15 protein-coding genes are annotated in these 16,688 nt (G+C 42.0%); 14 read left to right on the forward strand and 1 reads right to left on the reverse strand.

Features of this window, described 5'->3' with window-relative positions; translation table 11 throughout:
* Window positions 1–27 precede the first annotated feature (27 nt).
* The 7 genes from BLS20_RS11320 (at window position 28) to prfB (ending at window position 10,023) form a co-directional block, all read left to right on the forward strand.
* The gene (locus BLS20_RS11320) at window positions 28–2,139 is read left to right on the forward strand and encodes an efflux RND transporter permease subunit (protein ID WP_090174478.1); all 2,112 of its coding nucleotides are present in this window, start codon (window positions 28–30) and stop codon (window positions 2,137–2,139) included.
* Complete coding sequence (locus BLS20_RS11325) at window positions 2,123–4,201, forward strand: hypothetical protein (protein WP_090174479.1); 2,079 nt, start codon at window positions 2,123–2,125, stop codon at window positions 4,199–4,201. Before BLS20_RS11320 ends, BLS20_RS11325 begins: the two co-directional genes overlap by 17 nt.
* 624 nt (window positions 4,202–4,825) lie before the next feature.
* The gene (locus tag BLS20_RS11330) at window positions 4,826–5,917 is read left to right on the forward strand and encodes a PucR family transcriptional regulator (protein WP_090174480.1); all 1,092 of its coding nucleotides are present in this window, start codon (window positions 4,826–4,828) and stop codon (window positions 5,915–5,917) included.
* Between the two features lie 13 nt (window positions 5,918–5,930).
* Window positions 5,931–6,617: a cell division ATP-binding protein FtsE gene (gene ftsE, locus BLS20_RS11335; protein ID WP_090174481.1), complete on the forward strand. Its 687-nt coding sequence runs from the start codon at window positions 5,931–5,933 to the stop codon at window positions 6,615–6,617.
* Window positions 6,607–7,515, forward strand: a complete 909-nt coding sequence (ftsX, locus tag BLS20_RS11340; RefSeq protein WP_090174482.1) for a permease-like cell division protein FtsX — start codon at window positions 6,607–6,609, stop codon at window positions 7,513–7,515. Before ftsE ends, ftsX begins: the two co-directional genes overlap by 11 nt.
* A 3-nt stretch (window positions 7,516–7,518) precedes the next feature.
* Window positions 7,519–8,898, forward strand: a complete 1,380-nt coding sequence (locus BLS20_RS11345) for a S41 family peptidase (RefSeq protein ID WP_090174483.1) — start codon at window positions 7,519–7,521, stop codon at window positions 8,896–8,898.
* A 29-nt stretch (window positions 8,899–8,927) separates the two neighbouring features.
* Window positions 8,928–10,023 (forward strand): peptide chain release factor 2 gene (gene prfB / locus BLS20_RS11350; RefSeq protein WP_143010265.1). Its coding sequence is split into 2 segments (ribosomal slippage): window positions 8,928–9,002 and window positions 9,004–10,023, totalling 1,095 coding nucleotides; the frame shifts between segments, so codons are not numbered across the junction.
* A 59-nt stretch (window positions 10,024–10,082) separates the two neighbouring features.
* Here prfB and BLS20_RS11355 read toward each other — a convergent pair.
* Window positions 10,083–10,823: a lysophospholipid acyltransferase family protein gene (locus tag BLS20_RS11355; protein WP_090174485.1), complete on the reverse strand. Its 741-nt coding sequence runs from the start codon at window positions 10,821–10,823 to the stop codon at window positions 10,083–10,085.
* A gap of 220 nt (window positions 10,824–11,043) precedes the next feature.
* Between BLS20_RS11355 and BLS20_RS11360 the strand changes: the two genes are divergently transcribed.
* The 7 genes from BLS20_RS11360 to BLS20_RS11390 all read left to right on the forward strand — a co-directional run bounded on the left by BLS20_RS11360 (window position 11,044) and on the right by BLS20_RS11390 (window position 16,684).
* Window positions 11,044–11,286 carry a Veg family protein gene (locus tag BLS20_RS11360; RefSeq protein WP_090174486.1) on the forward strand — a complete coding sequence of 81 codons (243 nt, stop codon included), beginning with the start codon at window positions 11,044–11,046 and terminating at the stop codon, window positions 11,284–11,286.
* Window positions 11,287–11,433: 147 nt separating this feature from the next.
* Complete coding sequence (locus BLS20_RS11365; protein WP_090174487.1) at window positions 11,434–12,456, forward strand: molybdopterin-binding protein; 1,023 nt, start codon at window positions 11,434–11,436, stop codon at window positions 12,454–12,456.
* A gap of 23 nt (window positions 12,457–12,479) precedes the next feature.
* Complete coding sequence (locus BLS20_RS11370; RefSeq protein ID WP_090174488.1) at window positions 12,480–13,715, forward strand: C40 family peptidase; 1,236 nt, start codon at window positions 12,480–12,482, stop codon at window positions 13,713–13,715.
* 38 nt (window positions 13,716–13,753) lie between these two features.
* Window positions 13,754–14,185, forward strand: coding sequence for a GatB/YqeY domain-containing protein (locus BLS20_RS11375; RefSeq protein ID WP_341443232.1), 432 nt, complete (start codon window positions 13,754–13,756; stop codon window positions 14,183–14,185).
* Between the two features lie 22 nt (window positions 14,186–14,207).
* Window positions 14,208–14,936 carry a hypothetical protein gene (locus tag BLS20_RS11380; protein ID WP_090174490.1) on the forward strand — a complete coding sequence of 243 codons (729 nt, stop codon included), beginning with the start codon at window positions 14,208–14,210 and terminating at the stop codon, window positions 14,934–14,936.
* Between the two features lie 11 nt (window positions 14,937–14,947).
* Entirely contained in the window at window positions 14,948–15,823 is an 876-nt protein-coding gene (locus tag BLS20_RS11385; RefSeq protein ID WP_090174491.1) for a methionyl aminopeptidase, read from the forward strand.
* A 162-nt stretch (window positions 15,824–15,985) separates the two neighbouring features.
* On the forward strand, window positions 15,986–16,684 hold the full coding sequence (locus BLS20_RS11390; RefSeq protein WP_090174492.1) for a response regulator transcription factor: 699 nt from the start codon (window positions 15,986–15,988) through the stop codon (window positions 16,682–16,684).
* Window positions 16,685–16,688 lie beyond the last annotated feature (4 nt).

The raw sequence follows: 16,688 nt of genomic DNA on the forward strand, positions 1-16,688 counted from the left end.
TATAAACGGAAAGGAAGGATAACGATTATGCGATTAGCAAAAGGAGTTGTAAAATTTCGCGTACCCATTTTGATTATCGTGTTGGTACTGATGATTCCTTCGGTGCTTGGGATGGTGAAGACGCGAATTAACTATGACATGCTTACCTATCTTCCGGAAGATATGGAAACGGTTATAGGACAAGATGAATTGTTAGAGGATTTTGGGAAAGGAGCATTTTCCTTTATTCTCTTAGAAGACATGCCAAATGAAGATGTAAAGGAATTGAAAAGCAAGATTGAAAACGTGAATCATGTAGAGTCTGTCATTTGGTATGACAGCTTTGTTGAAGGGGATATCCCGATGGAGATTCTGCCGGATGAAGTATATGATGCGTTTAATAATGAAGATACTACAATGATGGCGGTCTTCTTTGATACTTCAACATCTGCAGATGAAACCATAACAGCTATTAAGGAGATACGTAGCATGACGACAAAGCAGGCTTATATCACCGGAATGTCTGCGATGGTAACGGATCTTAAGGATCTATGCGAGAGGGAAGAGCCAATCTACGTAGGAATTGCTGTTGTACTTGCGGCGGTAGCGATGATGGTGCTCTTAGACGGATTTCTTGTGCCGATTATTTTCCTTGTCAGTATTGCATTAATGATATTGCTGAATATGGGAACAAATATTTTTCTTGGTGAGATATCTTATATTACCAAGGCGTTATCGGCGGTGTTGCAGCTTGCAGTTACGATGGATTACTCGATCTTTTTGTGGCATAGCTATAATGAAAAGAGATTGGATTACAGCGATAAGAATGAGGCAATGAAGCATGCTATCAGCGAGACAATGACAGCTGTGGCAGGAAGTTCCATTACAACGATAGCCGGATTCATAGCCTTGTGCTTTATGAGTTATACGCTTGGCGCCGACCTTGGTATTGTCATGGCGAAAGGTGTCGTGCTCGGGGTAATCGGAAGCGTTACGGTGCTGCCGTCCTTGATTTTGGTATTTGATAAGCCGCTGCAAAAGACGAGACATAAAAGTTTGCTTGCGGATATGAATGGTTTGGCAGGAAAAGTTGTGAAGTTGTTTCCGATTTTCGTGGTAATCTTCGCGGTGCTGATTCCACCGTCTTATTATGGTTATAAGCAGACAAATGAAGAACTTTATTATGATATGATTTCTTCTTTGCCGGAGGATCTTGAGGTCGTGATTGCCAATTCAAAATTGTCCGAGGATTTTGATGTTGCATCGACACATATGGTTTTGGTAGATGCGGATCTTGAGGACAGTGAAGTGCGCGATATGATGGATGAGATGGAAGCGGTTGATGGCGTAGATTACGTACTTGGACTGGAATCTGTAATTGGCTCGCAGGTGCCGGAGGCGATTATTCCGGATGAGATGAAGGAACTGTTGCAAAGCGATGAGTGGGAATTGCTTTTGATTAATTCGGAGTATTCGGCTGCATCGGATGAAGTGAATGCACAGATAGATTCGCTAAATACAATTCTAAAAAGGTATGACAGTAATGGTCTGCTGATTGGTGAAGCACCTTGTATGAAAGATATGATTGATACAACGGCGCATGATTTCCAGGTGGTAAATACGGTTTCGATTATCGCCATTTTTATAATTATTCTTTTGGTAGAGCGGAGTCTTATTTTGCCGGTAATCTTAATCGCAGTTATAGAGCTGGCCATCTTTATCAATCTGGGATTGCCGCATTTTATGGGACAATCATTGCCGTTTATTGCACCGGTTTGCATCAGTACGATTCAGCTGGGAGCGACGGTAGATTATGCAATCTTGCTGACGACAAAGTATAAAGCAGAGACGCTGGCCGGAAAGGATCGAAACCAAGCTGTGAAAGATGCGCTTTCGAGCACAATTCCATCCATTCTGGTTTCAGGATTTGGATTGTTTGCGGCAACATTTGGCGTAGCAGTCTATTCGGAAATTGATATTATTTCATCATTGTGCATGCTTCTTGCAAGAGGCGCAATTGTCAGTATGCTGTGTGTTATTTTCTTGTTGCCGGCACTTCTTACGCTGTGTGACAAATTGATTAAGATGACAACACTTGGCATGCGACCGGGTAAAGAACGAACACATAAGGGGGTATTCCACCATGAGCAAACGATATAAGAAATTAATCACACTAGGCATATGCGGCGTGCTTGTTATTGCAAGTGCCGGTGCGGGTTTATATAGTATAAAAGCAAATAATACGGATGAGACTGCGCTTGATACGACCGAAACGGAATCGGTGAAAGAAGATTCAGACGAAAGCGAGCAGGTAGCAGAGGATGAAACCGTCTATGTAATTGCCGGTTCGGATGGTGAGACAGAGAAAGTAATCGTCAGTGATTGGATTGAAAATGCGATGACACAAGAAGGCGTAAAACAGACTTCTTACAGCATGGATTCAGAAAATGCAAAGGTCTGGGATACGGATGGAAATGATATTTCCTACAGTGGCAATATCGAAGAGGAGTTGCCGGTAAATCTTAGCGTATCTTATGAACTGGACGGAGAACCGATTACAGCAGAAGAGTTGATTGGCAAAAGTGGTCATGTGACGATTCGATTTGATTACGACAATCAGCAGACGCAGACGGTTTCCATTGATGGTAAGGATGAGACCATCTATGTGCCGTTTATCATGCTGACTGGAACCATGCTGGATAATGATGTATTTTCCAATGTGGAGGTTTCGAATGGTAAGCTGATTAATGATGGTTCGAGAACCATTGTGGCCGGAATTGCAATGCCGGGACTGCAAGAGGATCTGGCACTTGATCAGGATACGATAGAACTTCCTGATTATGTAGAAATCAGTGCAGACGTTGAGAATTTTGAAATGCAAAACACGGTTACCGTTGCTTCGAATGAGTTGTTTAGCGACCTTGATACGTCACAATTGGACAGCACACAGGATTTAGAGGACGCCATGGATCAGCTTACTGAGGCCATGGATCAGCTGCTTGACGGATCATCGCAGTTATATACGGGGCTTAGCACATTACTTGAAAAATCCGATACGCTGATTGCTGGTGTTGATAAATTGGCACAAGGGGCAAAACAGTTAGATAGCGGAGCAGATAAGCTTTCGAATGGAACCGATACCCTTTATACGCAGGTGCATAATAAACTTTATAAGAACATGCCGGCGCTGGTTGAAGGTGTCAGTGATTTAAATAGTGGTGCTAAGAGTGCCAAAGAAGGGGCATCTAAGTTATATGAAGGAACAAAGCAGCTGTCAGAAGGATTAAGCGAGCTTACTACCTATAATGATTCGTTAAATACCGGGGCTAAGGAAGTGTTTGAAACGCTTTTAACGGCAGCTAATACACAGATTGCAGCATTAGCTGATTATGGAATTGAAGTACCGACCCTTACAATTGATAACTATAGCACTTCTCTTTCGGGCTTGATTAAAACCTTGGGAAGCGATACCTTTAAGAGCGCGCTGAAAAGTAAGGTGGAAGCTGAGGTTGAGGCAAATCGCGATACCATTAAGGCGCAGGTTGAAGAGTCGTTGGCCGGGGAGGATGAAGATACGATTAATGCGGCAACACAAGCGGCAATCGATAGTATGGTAGAGACAAATTATGAAGCAGCTCTTGCACAAGTGGCAGATGTTACGTCACAGCTAGAAGATCTGAAAGCTTCTTTGGATGAGTATAATACCTTTTATACAGGGCTTGCAGATTATACTGCAGGAGTTTCATCCGCAGCAGATGGCGCTGCAACGATTAATACCAATATGAAGAAATTAAAGCTTGGACTTCGAGATCTTTATAATGGAACGCAGACGCTCCAAAGTGCAACAAAGACGTTAAATTCCGGAGTAAAGTCGCTTGATCAGGGAACGAAAAAGCTCGATCAAGGAGCGAGTGATTTGAGTGAGGGAATGGAGAAGCTGTATAAGGGAATCTTCAAGATGGATTCCTCTATGCCGACACTTAAGTCAGCAATTAGCAAGCTGACCGATGGATCAATGCAATTATCGGAGGGACTCAAGCAGTTTGATGAGCAAGGCATTGAAAAGGTAGTCGACCTTGTGGGCACAGACCTTGCGGATATGTTGACAAGAGCAAAGGCGACAATTGAGGTGGCGAAAAACTATCAATCATTTTCTGATTTGGAAGATGCAGCCGGCGATGTGACGTTTATTTATGAAACAGATTCTGTGACAGAAGAATAAAAAAGGATAAGTGTCGAATGTGGAAAAAGTGCTTTCTGCATTCGGCATCTTTTGTTTGGTAAGAAAGTCCTAATTTTGTTAAATGTACAAAAAAATAAAAAAACTATTGATTTCTTCGGTTTTTGTTGTTTTGCACAAATAAGGAAAAATTATGGAAAAAATTAAGAATTGGTGTTATTTTCGTGTGAAAAACCGGAAAAGTTATCCACAATTAAAAATGGCTTTTTTATCGAAAAAAATGACTTATACACGGAGTTATCCACTTTATCCACCGAAAATGAGGAGAAAAAACGGTATATACGTGGTATAAGGAACAAACAAGTGTTTTGTTGAAAATATAAAAAATGACTTTTGGTTTCAGAAAAGTGAAAAATTATCTTGACAATAAAGCAGTGAAACCATTACTGAAATTGTAAAACAATTCAGACAATTCGGCAGCATGGATATTGCATAAAAAGTTAAGGATTTAGGGTTTATTTTTTTGTGTTTTTGTACTAGAATAGGAAAAAGAAGTAGACATAATGTTTAAAATGGCTTTTCGTTTTTGTGAAAGTTGTATATTTTCGGGGAGCCATGACACAAAAACATGTCACAGAAGTAAGTTTTAGTATGGAGGAACGTTCAATGATATCAAATCAGATACTTCAGAATACGTTAGATGGGTTAAAGGGGATTACACGAATCGACTTATGTGTGATTGACCTGGATGGGAAAATATTAGCGACTACATTCTCAGAAGCGGAGCAGTATTCCGGTGCGGCACTGGAATTTAGCCAGTCACCGGCTGATTCGCAGACGGTATCAGGTTGTTTGTTTTTTAAAGTCTTTGACGATCATCAGTTAGAATACGTACTTTTGGCAAAGAATGAGTCAGATGATGGATATATGATCGGGAAGATTGCTTGTTTTCAGATTCAAAATCTTTTGGTTGCGTATAAGGAAAGATTTAATAAGGATAATTTTATTAAAAATCTTTTGCTTGATAATCTGCTTTTGGTTGATATCTACAATCGTGCGAAAAAGCTTCATATTGACACAGAATGTTCACGAGTTGTGTATATTATAGAAATCAATCGCGAAAAAGAAGGAAATGAACTTGAGAAGATCCGTACCTTGTTTGGCGGTAAGAGTAAGGATTTTGCAACAGCTGTTGATGAGAAGAATATCATTCTTGTAAAAGAAGTTACCGATGAGGATGATATGGATCAGCTCTATAAGAATGCAGAGAGTATCATTTCTTTATTTAAAGGTCGCGGAGACGATAAGGATGTGCATATTGCATTTGGTACGGTTGTCGGAGACATCAGAGAAGTATCAAGATCTTATAAGGAAGCGAAGATGGCGCTTGATGTTGGAAAGATTTTCTTTGAAGAAAGAAATATTATTGCATATCAGGCACTTGGTATCGGCCGTCTTATTTACCAGCTTCCGATTCCATTGTGTAAGATGTTTATCAAAGAAATCTTTGATGGCAAGTCACCGGATGAATTTGATGAAGAGACACTTACGACAATCAACAAATTCTTTGAGAATAGCCTGAATGTATCTGAGACATCCAGACAGCTTTATATTCACAGAAATACATTGGTGTATCGTCTCGATAAATTGCAAAAAAGTACAGGACTTGATCTTCGTGTGTTTGAAGATGCAATTACATTCAAGATTGCATTAATGGTAGTAAAGTATATGAAATACATGGAGTCATTAGATTACTAAACGGGAGACAGTCATGATTAAATTAGAAGGAGTCAGTAAGGAATATATTGCCGGAGTTCCGGCGCTGAACAATGTCAGCTTGCATATCAAACCGGGCGAATTCGTATTCGTTGTAGGTGATAGCGGATCGGGCAAGTCAACACTTATTAAGCTTTTACTTAAGGAACTAGAACCAACAAGCGGTAGTATCTATATTAATGGAAGAGACTTAGGCGCAATCGGAAGAAAGCAGATTCCTAAGTATCGAAGAAATATCGGTGTAGTATTTCAAGATTTCAGACTGCTGCGTGATCGCAATGTTTATGAAAATGTTGCGTTTGCGCAGCGCGTTATTTCTGCGCCGACAAGACAGATCCGCCAGCGTGTGCCGATGATGCTTTCCATGGTAGGCCTGGCTGCGAAGTATAAGTCGAATCCAAAGCAGTTGTCCGGTGGCGAGCAGCAGCGTGTGGCGATTGCGCGTGCACTTGTAAACAATCCGAAGATTCTTCTGGCAGATGAGCCGACCGGTAACCTGGATAGTGGTAATGCCTGGGAAATTATGAAGATTCTTGAGGAAGTTAACAGACGTGGAACGACCGTTCTTGTCGTAACGCATAATCTTGAGATTGTGAAGGCTATGAAAAAACGTGTCATCTCAATGCGCAATGGCGTCGTAGTAGGTGACAACGGACAGGAGGTCTTCGGTTATGAAAATTAGTACAGTTCTTTATTCATTAAAACAAGGAACGAAGAATATCTGGAGAAATAAGATGTTCTCGCTTGCTTCAGTAGCTACGATGGCGGCATGTATCTTCTTGTTTGGAATATTTTATTCCATTGTTGTGAATATGCAGTCGATTGTGCAAAAGGCAGAAGAAGGCGTTGCGGTAACGGTATTCTTTGAGGAAGGAATCACAGACGATCAGATTGCAGCCATTGAGGAAGCAATTAAGTCGCGCGCCGAAGTGGAAAAATATGAATATGTTTCGGCTGAGCAGGCGTGGGAAGACTTTAAGGAAACTTATTTTGAAGGAAAGGAAGAACTTGCAGAAGGCTATGAAGAAGATAATCCTCTGGCTAATGATGCGAACTTCCAGATTTATTTAAATGATGTGTCTATGCAGGATTCACTTGTCACTTATCTAGAATCGTTAGATGGAGTGCGAGAGGTTAACCAGTCAGAGATGGCAGCGCATACGCTGACCGATTTTAATTCTTTGATTGCTTATATCTCAATTGCAATCATTATTATCCTGCTTGCAGTATCGATCTTTTTGATTAGCAATACGGTTACGGTAGGTATTGCGGTTCGAAAGGAAGAGATTGGCATCATGAAATTGATAGGTGCGACCGATTTCTTTGTCCGTGCACCATTCTTGTTTGAAGGAATTTTGATTGGAATTGTCGGTTCGATTATCCCACTTGTGATTTTGTTTTTCCTATATAAGAGGGTAGTGGCATATATCATCGGCAAGTTCAATTTCTTAAGTGGGATTATGGATTTCCTCCCGGCACACTCTGTATTTGCGGTGCTTGTCCCGGTGGGATTAATACTAGGAATAGGAATAGGATTTGTGGGAAGTCGTCTGACCATCCATAAACACTTAAGGGTATAAGTTATGTTTGGAAAAAAAGAGAATACGAATAAGATAGAAGAGGCAAAAGAAGAAACGCAGCCTGTAGAGCTTCCTATGGAAGAAGCACAGCCGGATGCAGAAGAACTTGCGATAAGGGAAATGGTCGGCAGATCCATGAAAAAGATTGGATTTGCACAGGGAATCATGCTAGGCGTTGTGATTGCGATTGCAGCATCGATGGTAACAGGGCTTTTGGTTATGAAGACGGGCAATCTAGGACCGTTTCAGCTAGCAGAAGCCGGCACGACTTCGGAGGAAGACAGTGATAGTTCTTCGGATTCGTCGATCTTAGATACCGCAACGCAGCAAAAGCTAGAGGTGCTCTATAAATATCTGAACCAGTATTATTATGAAGATTTAGATGTTGATGATCTGCAAGAAGGCTTGTTTGCAGGGCTGCTTGAAGGTGCCGGAGATACTTATACACGGTATTATACGGCAGAAGAATACGAAGAATTACAAGAGTCAACATCCGGAACATTTTATGGAATTGGGGCGCTTCTTTATCAGGACGAGACGACAAAACAGGTAATTATCGATAAGATTTATGACGGATCCGGCGCACAGGAGGCCGGTCTTGAAGTGGGCGATGTTATTAAAAGCGCCGATGGATATAAAGCGACTTCGATGGAACTTTCGGATTTCGTACAACATGTAAGAGGCGAGGAAGGTTCTATGGTTGAACTGGTTATCAGCCGTGACGGAGAAGAGATGACGCTTGAGGTGGAGCGTAAGGAAGTTGAAGAAGTCAGTGTTACGAGTCAGATGCTGACGGATGAAATTGCTTTGATCACCATATCGGAATTTACGGAAGTGACAACGGAGCAATACGAAGAAGAAATCGCAAGCGTAAAAGAGCAGGGTGCAAAAGCCGTAATCTTTGATGTGCGTTCTAATCCGGGTGGTACGGTATCGTCAGTGACTGAGATTTTGGATGATATCCTTCCGGAAGGAACGGTTGTTTATACCGAGGATAAAGACGGCGAGAGAACCGATTATACCTCTGATGCGGAGAATTATCTGGATATGCCGATGGCAGTATTGGTGAATGGAAGCAGTGCAAGCGCAGCAGAGATTTTTGCCGGTGCGATTCGTGATTTTGATTATGGAACCTTGATTGGAACTACGACGTATGGTAAGGGAATCGTGCAGACGATTCTTCCATTTACGGATGGCAGTGCAATCAAATTAACGACAGCAACTTATTATACACCAAGTGGTGAGTGCATTCATGAAAAGGGCATCACACCGGATGTAGAACTTGAGTATGAATATACCGGAAGTGATGAAGAGTATGAATATACGAAGGACAATCAGGTTGCTAAGGCAATTAAAGTTCTGAAAAAAGAATTGGCACAATAAGCCAATCAGTATAAGAAAGAGGTGATTAAATGGTTGAACTTGATGAGTTCAAAACGCGCCTTGGTGCGCTGACAAAGCCATGTAATGATTTGAGGGATGCACTTTGACCTCGCGAGCAAAAAAGAGCGGGTTGAAGAGCTAGAAAGGCTTATGGAGGCTCCTGATTTTTGGGAGGATGCGCAAAAAGCGCAGATGCAGTCAAAAGAATTAAAAGATCTAAAAGATGACATTGAGACATTTGATAAGATTGAATCTTCTTATGAAGATATTGAAACCCTGATTGAAATGGGATATGAAGAAGAGGATGAAAGTCTGATTTCGGAGATTGATCAGGAGCTTAATGCACTGGAAAAAACAATCGAGAGTATTCGGATTAAAACGCTTCTTAGCGGGGAATACGATAAGAGCAATGCGATTGTATCTCTTCACGCGGGTGCCGGTGGAACGGAGTCTTGCGATTGGGCGAGTATGCTGTATCGCATGTATACCAGATGGGCGCAGGACAAGGGATTTGCAGTGACGGTGCTTGATTATCTTGATGGTGATGAGGCCGGGATTAAGTCGATTACATTTGAGGTGGCAGGAACGAATGCTTATGGATATCTAAAGTCAGAAAAGGGTGTGCACAGACTCGTAAGAATCTCGCCATTTAATGCAGCGGGAAAGAGGCAGACGTCTTTTGTGTCTTGCGATGTAATGCCGGATATAGAGGAAGATATTGATATCGAAATTAAGGATGATGAGATTCGTGTAGATACTTATCGCTCAAGTGGTGCCGGTGGTCAGCATATTAACAAGACTTCTTCGGCAATTCGAATCACACATCTTCCGACGGGAATTGTGGTGCAATGCCAAAATGAGCGTTCACAGCACATGAACAAAGACAAGGCGATGCAGATGTTAAAGGCAAAGCTTTATCTTCTCGAGCAGGAGAAAAAGGCGAGGGAAGCGCAGGAGATTCGTGGCGAAGTTACTGAAATTGGATGGGGAAATCAGATTCGCTCCTATGTCTTACAGCCATATACGATGGTGAAAGATCATCGTACAAATGCGCAAAATACAAATGCGCAGGCAGTATTAGACGGAGATTTGGATCTTTTTATCAATGCATTTTTAGCACAATAAGAAACCGCAGCACGTTGTTGTACAACGGTATGCTGCGGTTTTTGACGTCTCTATGAAAGTTATCGGCACAAGGATTGGTTTTTGATTAACATTTCCTGGATGGTTTTTTGCATATATGTTCCAAGATGTTTTTTGGTTTCCTTGTCTAGTTCGCTTAAATCAATTGGTTTTCCATATTCTACAATAACGCTGCATGGCTTTACATACGGAAGATGCGCTTCAAAGATTTCTCTGGTTCCTAAGATGGCAACCGGAATGACTTTGCATTTGGCTTTTTCTGCCATCTTAAAGCTGCCTTCGTGAAAGGGAAGCAAGATGTGATCGCTTCCCTTGCCGCGTGTTCCTTCAGGGAAGATAAAGATGCTGATGCCGTGCTTTAAAAGGTCAACGCCTTTTAAGACGCAGCGAAGAGCAGCTTTCATATCATTGCGGCTCATAAACAGACAGTGAAGACGATACATCCAGTTTTTAAGAAGTGGAACACTTTCGATGGAATCTTTTGCTACATAGCCGGTTCGCATCTTCATGTGCGAATACGTAATCAGAATATCAAACCAGCTTCTGTGATTGCCGACAAACAAAACGGCTTCATCGGTTGGCAGATATTCCTCACCGATGATGGTCTGTCTAACCCCGCAGATCTTTAAGATGCAGCGAAATGCCCACTGGACAAAGTGGAGGCATCGAAGGTCTGAGGCTTCCTGGTTGTGTTTGGCAAGTAGCCACTCGATAAACAGCACGGGAATTGCCAAGACTAAAAAAAGGATTGCAAATAGAAATCCGAAAATTGTTCTTATCATATAATAACCTCTTTGTTTCACATTTTGTTATAGTTTAGCATATTTTTTGTTGGAACAAAAGTAAAGTCCAAATCAAAGTGAGATAACAAGATATTGGGAGCGGATTTGAAAAAAAGAACGAAATGTTGTGATTTGAAGCCGCTAACAGTTGACTTTGGGGTGGTAAAGTGGTACCATTTACGTATAAATCATAAAGATAAGAAAAGAGGGGTATATTAATATGTCTAATTCTGATTTTTGCAAAGTGCGTGAGTCGGTACGATCACAGTTAGGTAATAAAGTAATGATTAAGCAAGACCGCGGAAGAAATCGCATTGAAATTCAGGAAGGCATTCTGCAGAATGCATATCCAAGCGTATTTACAATTCTGATTGAGAATAGAAGAAATACGAATCCACCGCAGTTGTTATCCTTTAGCTATACAGATATCATTACCAAGGAGATTCGAATGAAGCTTTGCTAGTGAGAATGAGAAGCCATCTGTCAGACTAATCTGTTTGGCAGAGGGCTTTTATTATTGAGTGAATTATTGTATAATGTCATGAGTATGGCCTACGTCTGTTGGCTAGGGGTTAGGCGTTAGGGAAAGGTTTTTAAGGAGAATGACAATATGAAACTCATCAATACAGAAGATGCGGTAGGACATGTGCTGTGCCATGACTTAACGCAGATTATTCCGGGTGTAACAAAAGACGCAGTATTTCGAAAAGGACATATCGTAACAGAGGAAGATATTCCGGTTCTTCTTTCCATTGGCAAGGAGCATTTGTATGTATGGGAGAAGCAAGAGGGGATGCTTCATGAAGATGAAGCAGCACAGATTTTGTTTGATATGTGTAAGAATGATTACCTGATTCCTTCTGAGACGAAGGAGGGTAAGATTGAGATTAAGGCCGGTATTGATGGCCTGTTTAAAGTGGATACCCAAAGATTAATGAAGCTAAATACCATTGGTGAGATGATGATTGCATCGCGTCATGGTAATTTCCCGGTTAAGAAAGGGGATAAGCTTGCAGGAACCAGAATTATTCCACTTGTGATTGAAGAGGAGAAGATGCGAAGAGCGCAGCAGGTGGTTGGAGAAGAACCACTTATGCAGTTGCTCCCATTTGGACATAAGAAAGCAGCTATTGTAACAACAGGAAGTGAAGTGTTCAAGGGACGCATCGAAGATAAATTTGGACCGGTCATCCGAAAGAAACTTGGCGAGTATGATGTCGAAGTGCTTGGTCAGTCAATTATGGATGACAAACAAGAGGAGATTACAAAAGAAATATTAAAATGGATTGACAAGGGCGCCGATATGATTGTGTGTACAGGCGGTATGAGTGTGGATCCGGATGATACAACGCCAAGTGCCATTAAAGGAACCGGAGCTAAGATTATATCATACGGAGCACCGGTGCTTCCGGGCGCAATGTTCTTGTTATCCTATTATAAGGGAAGTATTCCGATTATGGGACTTCCGGGATGCGTTATGTACGCAGCCAGAACGATTTTCGATTTGGTTTTGCCACGCGTAATGGCAGGTGAGATTTTGGATCAGGAAGAACTGGCAAAATATGGACATGGCGGACTGTGTCTGGGATGCGAGGAATGTACATTCCCGAATTGCGGATTCGGTAAAGCCTAAGATAGTAAAAGGAAGGATAAGGAATGAAACGAATAAGCATGAAGGCGAGAAACAAAGTCGTTTCTGCGGTTGCAATAGCAGCACTTGCAATGGCTCCATTTTCCGGAACCACGGCAATGGCGTCGACAATTTCTGATGCACAAAGTAAGATTAATGATGCGCAAAGCAGTTTGGATGAAGTGACGGATTCGATTTCTGACATTGAATCGGAACAAAGTGAGTTGCAAAGTGAGATTGAGTCGCTTGATGCAGAACTGGTGAATCTTCTTGTTGATATGGATGTTCTTGAGGAAGAACTTGCAAGCAAGAATGAGGAGCTTAAGCAGGTGGAAGAAGATCTTGTTGCGGCACAGGAAAAAGAAGATGCGCAGCATGATGATATGACAAAACGAATTCAGTTCATGTATGAGAGCGGAGACAATTCTTTATTGACTTCGATTCTGGAATCGAAATCATTGGCTGAAGTGCTGAATCGTATTCAGTATTACTCAGATGTATATGATTATGACCGTGATCTTTTGGAAGAATATGAAGAGACCAAGCAGCAGGTTGCAGAATTAAAAGAGCAGGTTGAGTCCGAGAAGGCTGAGCTAGAAGAGATGCAGGCGCAATACGAAGAGCAGGAAGCGAATCTCAATACCATGATTGCCGAGAAGGAAAGTCAGGTTAGTGATTTCGCATCGCAGCTTGCACAGGCCAAAGAACTTGCAGCAAAATATAAATCTACCATTTCACAGCAAAATGCAGTCATTAAAGCAGAACAGGAAAAGGCAGCAGCTGCTGCTGCGGCACAGAGCAGCTCTTCTTCAAGCAGCAGTTCCTCATCATCAAGTTCTTCTTCGAGCAGCTCAAGTTCTTCGGATGAGAGTAGTTCTTCAAGCAGCGGAAGCTCCGATCCGGGATATTCGACGAGTGTAAGCGGTTCGGCAGTTGTCAATTATGCATTGACATTTGTTGGAAATAAATATGTCTGGGGCGGAACGGACCCGAATACAGGAGCGGATTGTAGCGGATTTACGCAGTATGTATTTAAGCATTTTGGAATCTCTCTTCCAAGAACCTCCAGTGCACAGCGCTCGGCCGGAAAAGAAGTCAGCTATGCAAATGCAAAAGCAGGCGATTTAATCTGCTATAGTGGCCATGTGGCAATCTACATGGGGAATGGATGCATCGTTCATGCATCAAATTCAAAGACCGGTATTATATCCGGAACATCCGCAACATATAGAACGATTCTTTCTGTACGACGTGTACTGTAAGAGGATAGATAAAAAGGAGATGAAAGAGCACCATGCAGATGGAGCAATTACAAAAAGACATGATCGCGGCAATGAAGGCGAAGGATAAGCCAAGAAAGGATGCAATTTCTTCGGTTGTATCAGCGGTTAAGAAAGTGGCAATCGATGAAGGTTGCAGAGATGATATCAAGGAAGAACTTGTTGACAGAGTCATCTTGAAGGAGTTAAAGTCTGTCAAGGAACAGATAGACACCTGTCCGGCAGACAGACAAGACTTAAAAGCGGAATATCAGCTGCGTTATGATGTTATTAACGAATATGCACCGCAGCTTATGAGTGAAGATGAAGTAAAAGCGGTATTGACAGAGAAATTTGCAGATGTGGTTGCAACAAAGAATAAAGGTCAGATCATGAAGGCTGTTATGGCTGAGCTGAAAGGCAAGGCGGATGGCAAGGTGATTAATCAGGTTGTATCGCAGCTGTGTCAGTAGAGGTTGGGGAAACGTTTTTTCGATGAAATTAAAGAAAACGAAACCGAATCGGATAAAGATTATGCGATATTGGCAGTTTGCGATTATCCTTGCGATTGTCGCAACTGCCCTTTATATTTATATCCGAAATCAACATATTGGGCAAAATAAAGTATTTGATGTCGCATCGCATATGGACGAGACGGTTGTGACGGTTGATGGTGTTGAGCTTACCATGACCGATATGATGTTCTATATCACCTATGAGGAAAATCAGGTAGAACAAAAAGCGAAAGTGTACAATCCAAAGGATACGAACGAATATTGGAATCTTCATGTAAATGGCAAATTCGTTCGTTTAGAAGCGCAGGACTATATCATTGAGATGGCGGTGCACGATGAAATCTTCTATACGAAAGCGGTAGAAGAAGAGCTGGAGTTAAGTGCGAACGACCAGGAATATCTCGACGCGAAGAAAAGCGACTTCTGGGATGATTTGGATGATGAGCAGTACGAGAACTTAGAGCGGCTGTCGATTACAAAAGAGCAGCTTAATGAAGCTATGTTTCGAGCGACGCTTGCACAAAAATACCAGGAACAGCTGCAGGAAGAAGGCAGCAGTGAATATGATTTTGATGACTACAACGCCGATGGGTATGCATATGAACAGATTTTAGAAAGCGAGCATACCTACAGTGTAAACGAAGAACTCTGGGATGAGGTTTCCATTGGAAACGTCACGTATACACATGGCGCTGAATATAATAGATAAGAGGTTATAAGATGGCAGAAAAGCTTGGAAGAAACGATCCGTGTTGGTGTGGTAGCGGAAAGAAGTACAAAAAGTGTCATGAGGCATTTGACGAGAAGATTGAAGTGTTCAGACAGCAAAAGAAACTGGTGCCTCCAAGAAGCATCATTAAGACACCGGAGCAGATTGAAGGAATTAAGGAAAGTGCGAAGATTAATATTGCAGTGCTTGATTACGTCGCAGAGAATATTAAGGTTGGCATGAGTACGGAAGAAGTTAATACTCTGGTACATGAAAAGACGGTGGAGCTTGGAGGGATTCCGGCACCGCTTGATTTTGAAGGGTATCCTAAGAGTGTGTGTACGTCGATTAATGATGAGGTATGCCATGGAATTCCATCGGAGGATATCATTTTACAAGATGGAGATATCGTCAATGTAGATGTTTCGACAGAATATAACGGATATTTTTCCGATTCTTCGAGAATGTTCCTGATTGGAAATGTAAGCGAAGAGAAGAAAAAACTTGTGCAGGTTACAAAAGAATGTGTGGAGCTTGGGCTTAAGCAGGTAAAGCCATGGGGATTTCTTGGAGATGTCGGCGCAGCAGTCAACGAACATGCCAAGAAAAATGGATATACAGTTGTGCGTGAGATTGGTGGACATGGAATCGGACTTGAATTTCATGAAGAGCCATGGGTTGGATTTACAACTCGCCCGGGAACGAGAATGCTGATGGTTCCGGGAATGTGCTTTACGATTGAACCGATGGTTAACATGGGAAAAGCAGATATTTATGTGGATGATGACAATGGCTGGACGGTTTACACCGAAGATGGTCAGCCGTCTGCACAGTGGGAGATTCAGGTTGTCGTAACGGAAGACGGAGCTGAAGTAATCAGTTGGTAATTATGAGAGGAAAGGTATGAGTGGTTTTGGTGCGATTAAAAAAGCAACAACATTGCTCATATCTTTTTTGTTTTTAATAAATTCTTAAAAAGATTGGTTAGCGGATGTTAAAATGCCGCTTATAGAATAAACATATGATTAATCATAAGGAGAATTGAGATTATGCATCAGATTTTGGTAGTAGATGATGAACAGGATATTCGCAATGCACTGCGCATTTATTTGGAAAGTGAAGGGTATCAGGTACTCGAAGCAAAGGATGGAAAAGAGGCGGTGGAGATTGTCAAAAACGGACAGATTGCATTGGTCTTGCTGGATGTGATGATGCCGGTAATGGATGGAATCAGTGCAATGGCGAAGATGAGAGAAGAGTCGAATGTCCCGATTATCATGCTGACGGCCAAGGGTGAGGATACGGATAAGGTACTTGGGTTAAATGTCGGTGCGGACGATTATGTAACAAAACCATTTAATCCGGTGGAGCTTCTTGCGCGAGTGAAGTCGCAGATTCGCCGCTATACAAAATTAGGGGATGCACATGGCTCGGCGGCCGAAGAAGGAAGTGTCTATGCAGTAGGTGGCATTGAACTAAATGATATCAGCAAGCAGGTAACGCTTGACGGAGAAAAGGTATCACTGACTCCGCGCGAATATGACATTTTAAAATTTCTGATGGAGCATCCGGGGCAGGTATTTTCGCCAAAACAAATCTACGAGCAGGTCTGGAACGATCCGGCATACGGAGCGGAGAATACCGTTGCGGTTCATATTCGTCATCTACGGGAGAAGATTGAGTATGACAGTGCCAATCCAAGGCACCTTGTAGCTGTGTGGGGACATGGTTACAAGATGGAAAAGTAAAAGG

This window comes from Eubacterium oxidoreducens (assembly GCF_900104415.1).
GTDB classification, from domain to species: domain Bacteria; phylum Bacillota; class Clostridia; order Lachnospirales; family Lachnospiraceae; genus Eubacterium_C; species Eubacterium_C oxidoreducens.

Bases quoted from the DNA above. Each gene is read 5' to 3' on its own strand.
- BLS20_RS11380 (WP_090174490.1), top strand. From the start codon at position 14,208: ATGAAATTAAAGAAAACGAAACCGAATCGGATAAAGATTATGCGATAT.
- BLS20_RS11390 (WP_090174492.1), top strand. From the start codon at position 15,986: ATGCATCAGATTTTGGTAGTAGATGATGAACAGGATATTCGCAATGCA.
- BLS20_RS11330 (WP_090174480.1), top strand. From the start codon at position 4,826: ATGATATCAAATCAGATACTTCAGAATACGTTAGATGGGTTAAAGGGG.
- ftsX (WP_090174482.1), top strand. From the start codon at position 6,607: ATGAAAATTAGTACAGTTCTTTATTCATTAAAACAAGGAACGAAGAAT.
- BLS20_RS11320 (WP_090174478.1), top strand. From the start codon at position 28: ATGCGATTAGCAAAAGGAGTTGTAAAATTTCGCGTACCCATTTTGATT.
- BLS20_RS11345 (WP_090174483.1), top strand. From the start codon at position 7,519: ATGTTTGGAAAAAAAGAGAATACGAATAAGATAGAAGAGGCAAAAGAA.
- BLS20_RS11370 (WP_090174488.1), top strand. From the start codon at position 12,480: ATGAAACGAATAAGCATGAAGGCGAGAAACAAAGTCGTTTCTGCGGTT.
- BLS20_RS11360 (WP_090174486.1), top strand. From the start codon at position 11,044: ATGTCTAATTCTGATTTTTGCAAAGTGCGTGAGTCGGTACGATCACAG.
- ftsE (WP_090174481.1), top strand. From the start codon at position 5,931: ATGATTAAATTAGAAGGAGTCAGTAAGGAATATATTGCCGGAGTTCCG.
- BLS20_RS11355 (WP_090174485.1), bottom strand. From the start codon at position 10,823: ATGATAAGAACAATTTTCGGATTTCTATTTGCAATCCTTTTTTTAGTC.
- BLS20_RS11325 (WP_090174479.1), top strand. From the start codon at position 2,123: ATGAGCAAACGATATAAGAAATTAATCACACTAGGCATATGCGGCGTG.
- BLS20_RS11385 (WP_090174491.1), top strand. From the start codon at position 14,948: ATGGCAGAAAAGCTTGGAAGAAACGATCCGTGTTGGTGTGGTAGCGGA.
- BLS20_RS11365 (WP_090174487.1), top strand. From the start codon at position 11,434: ATGAAACTCATCAATACAGAAGATGCGGTAGGACATGTGCTGTGCCAT.
- BLS20_RS11375 (WP_341443232.1), top strand. From the start codon at position 13,754: ATGGAGCAATTACAAAAAGACATGATCGCGGCAATGAAGGCGAAGGAT.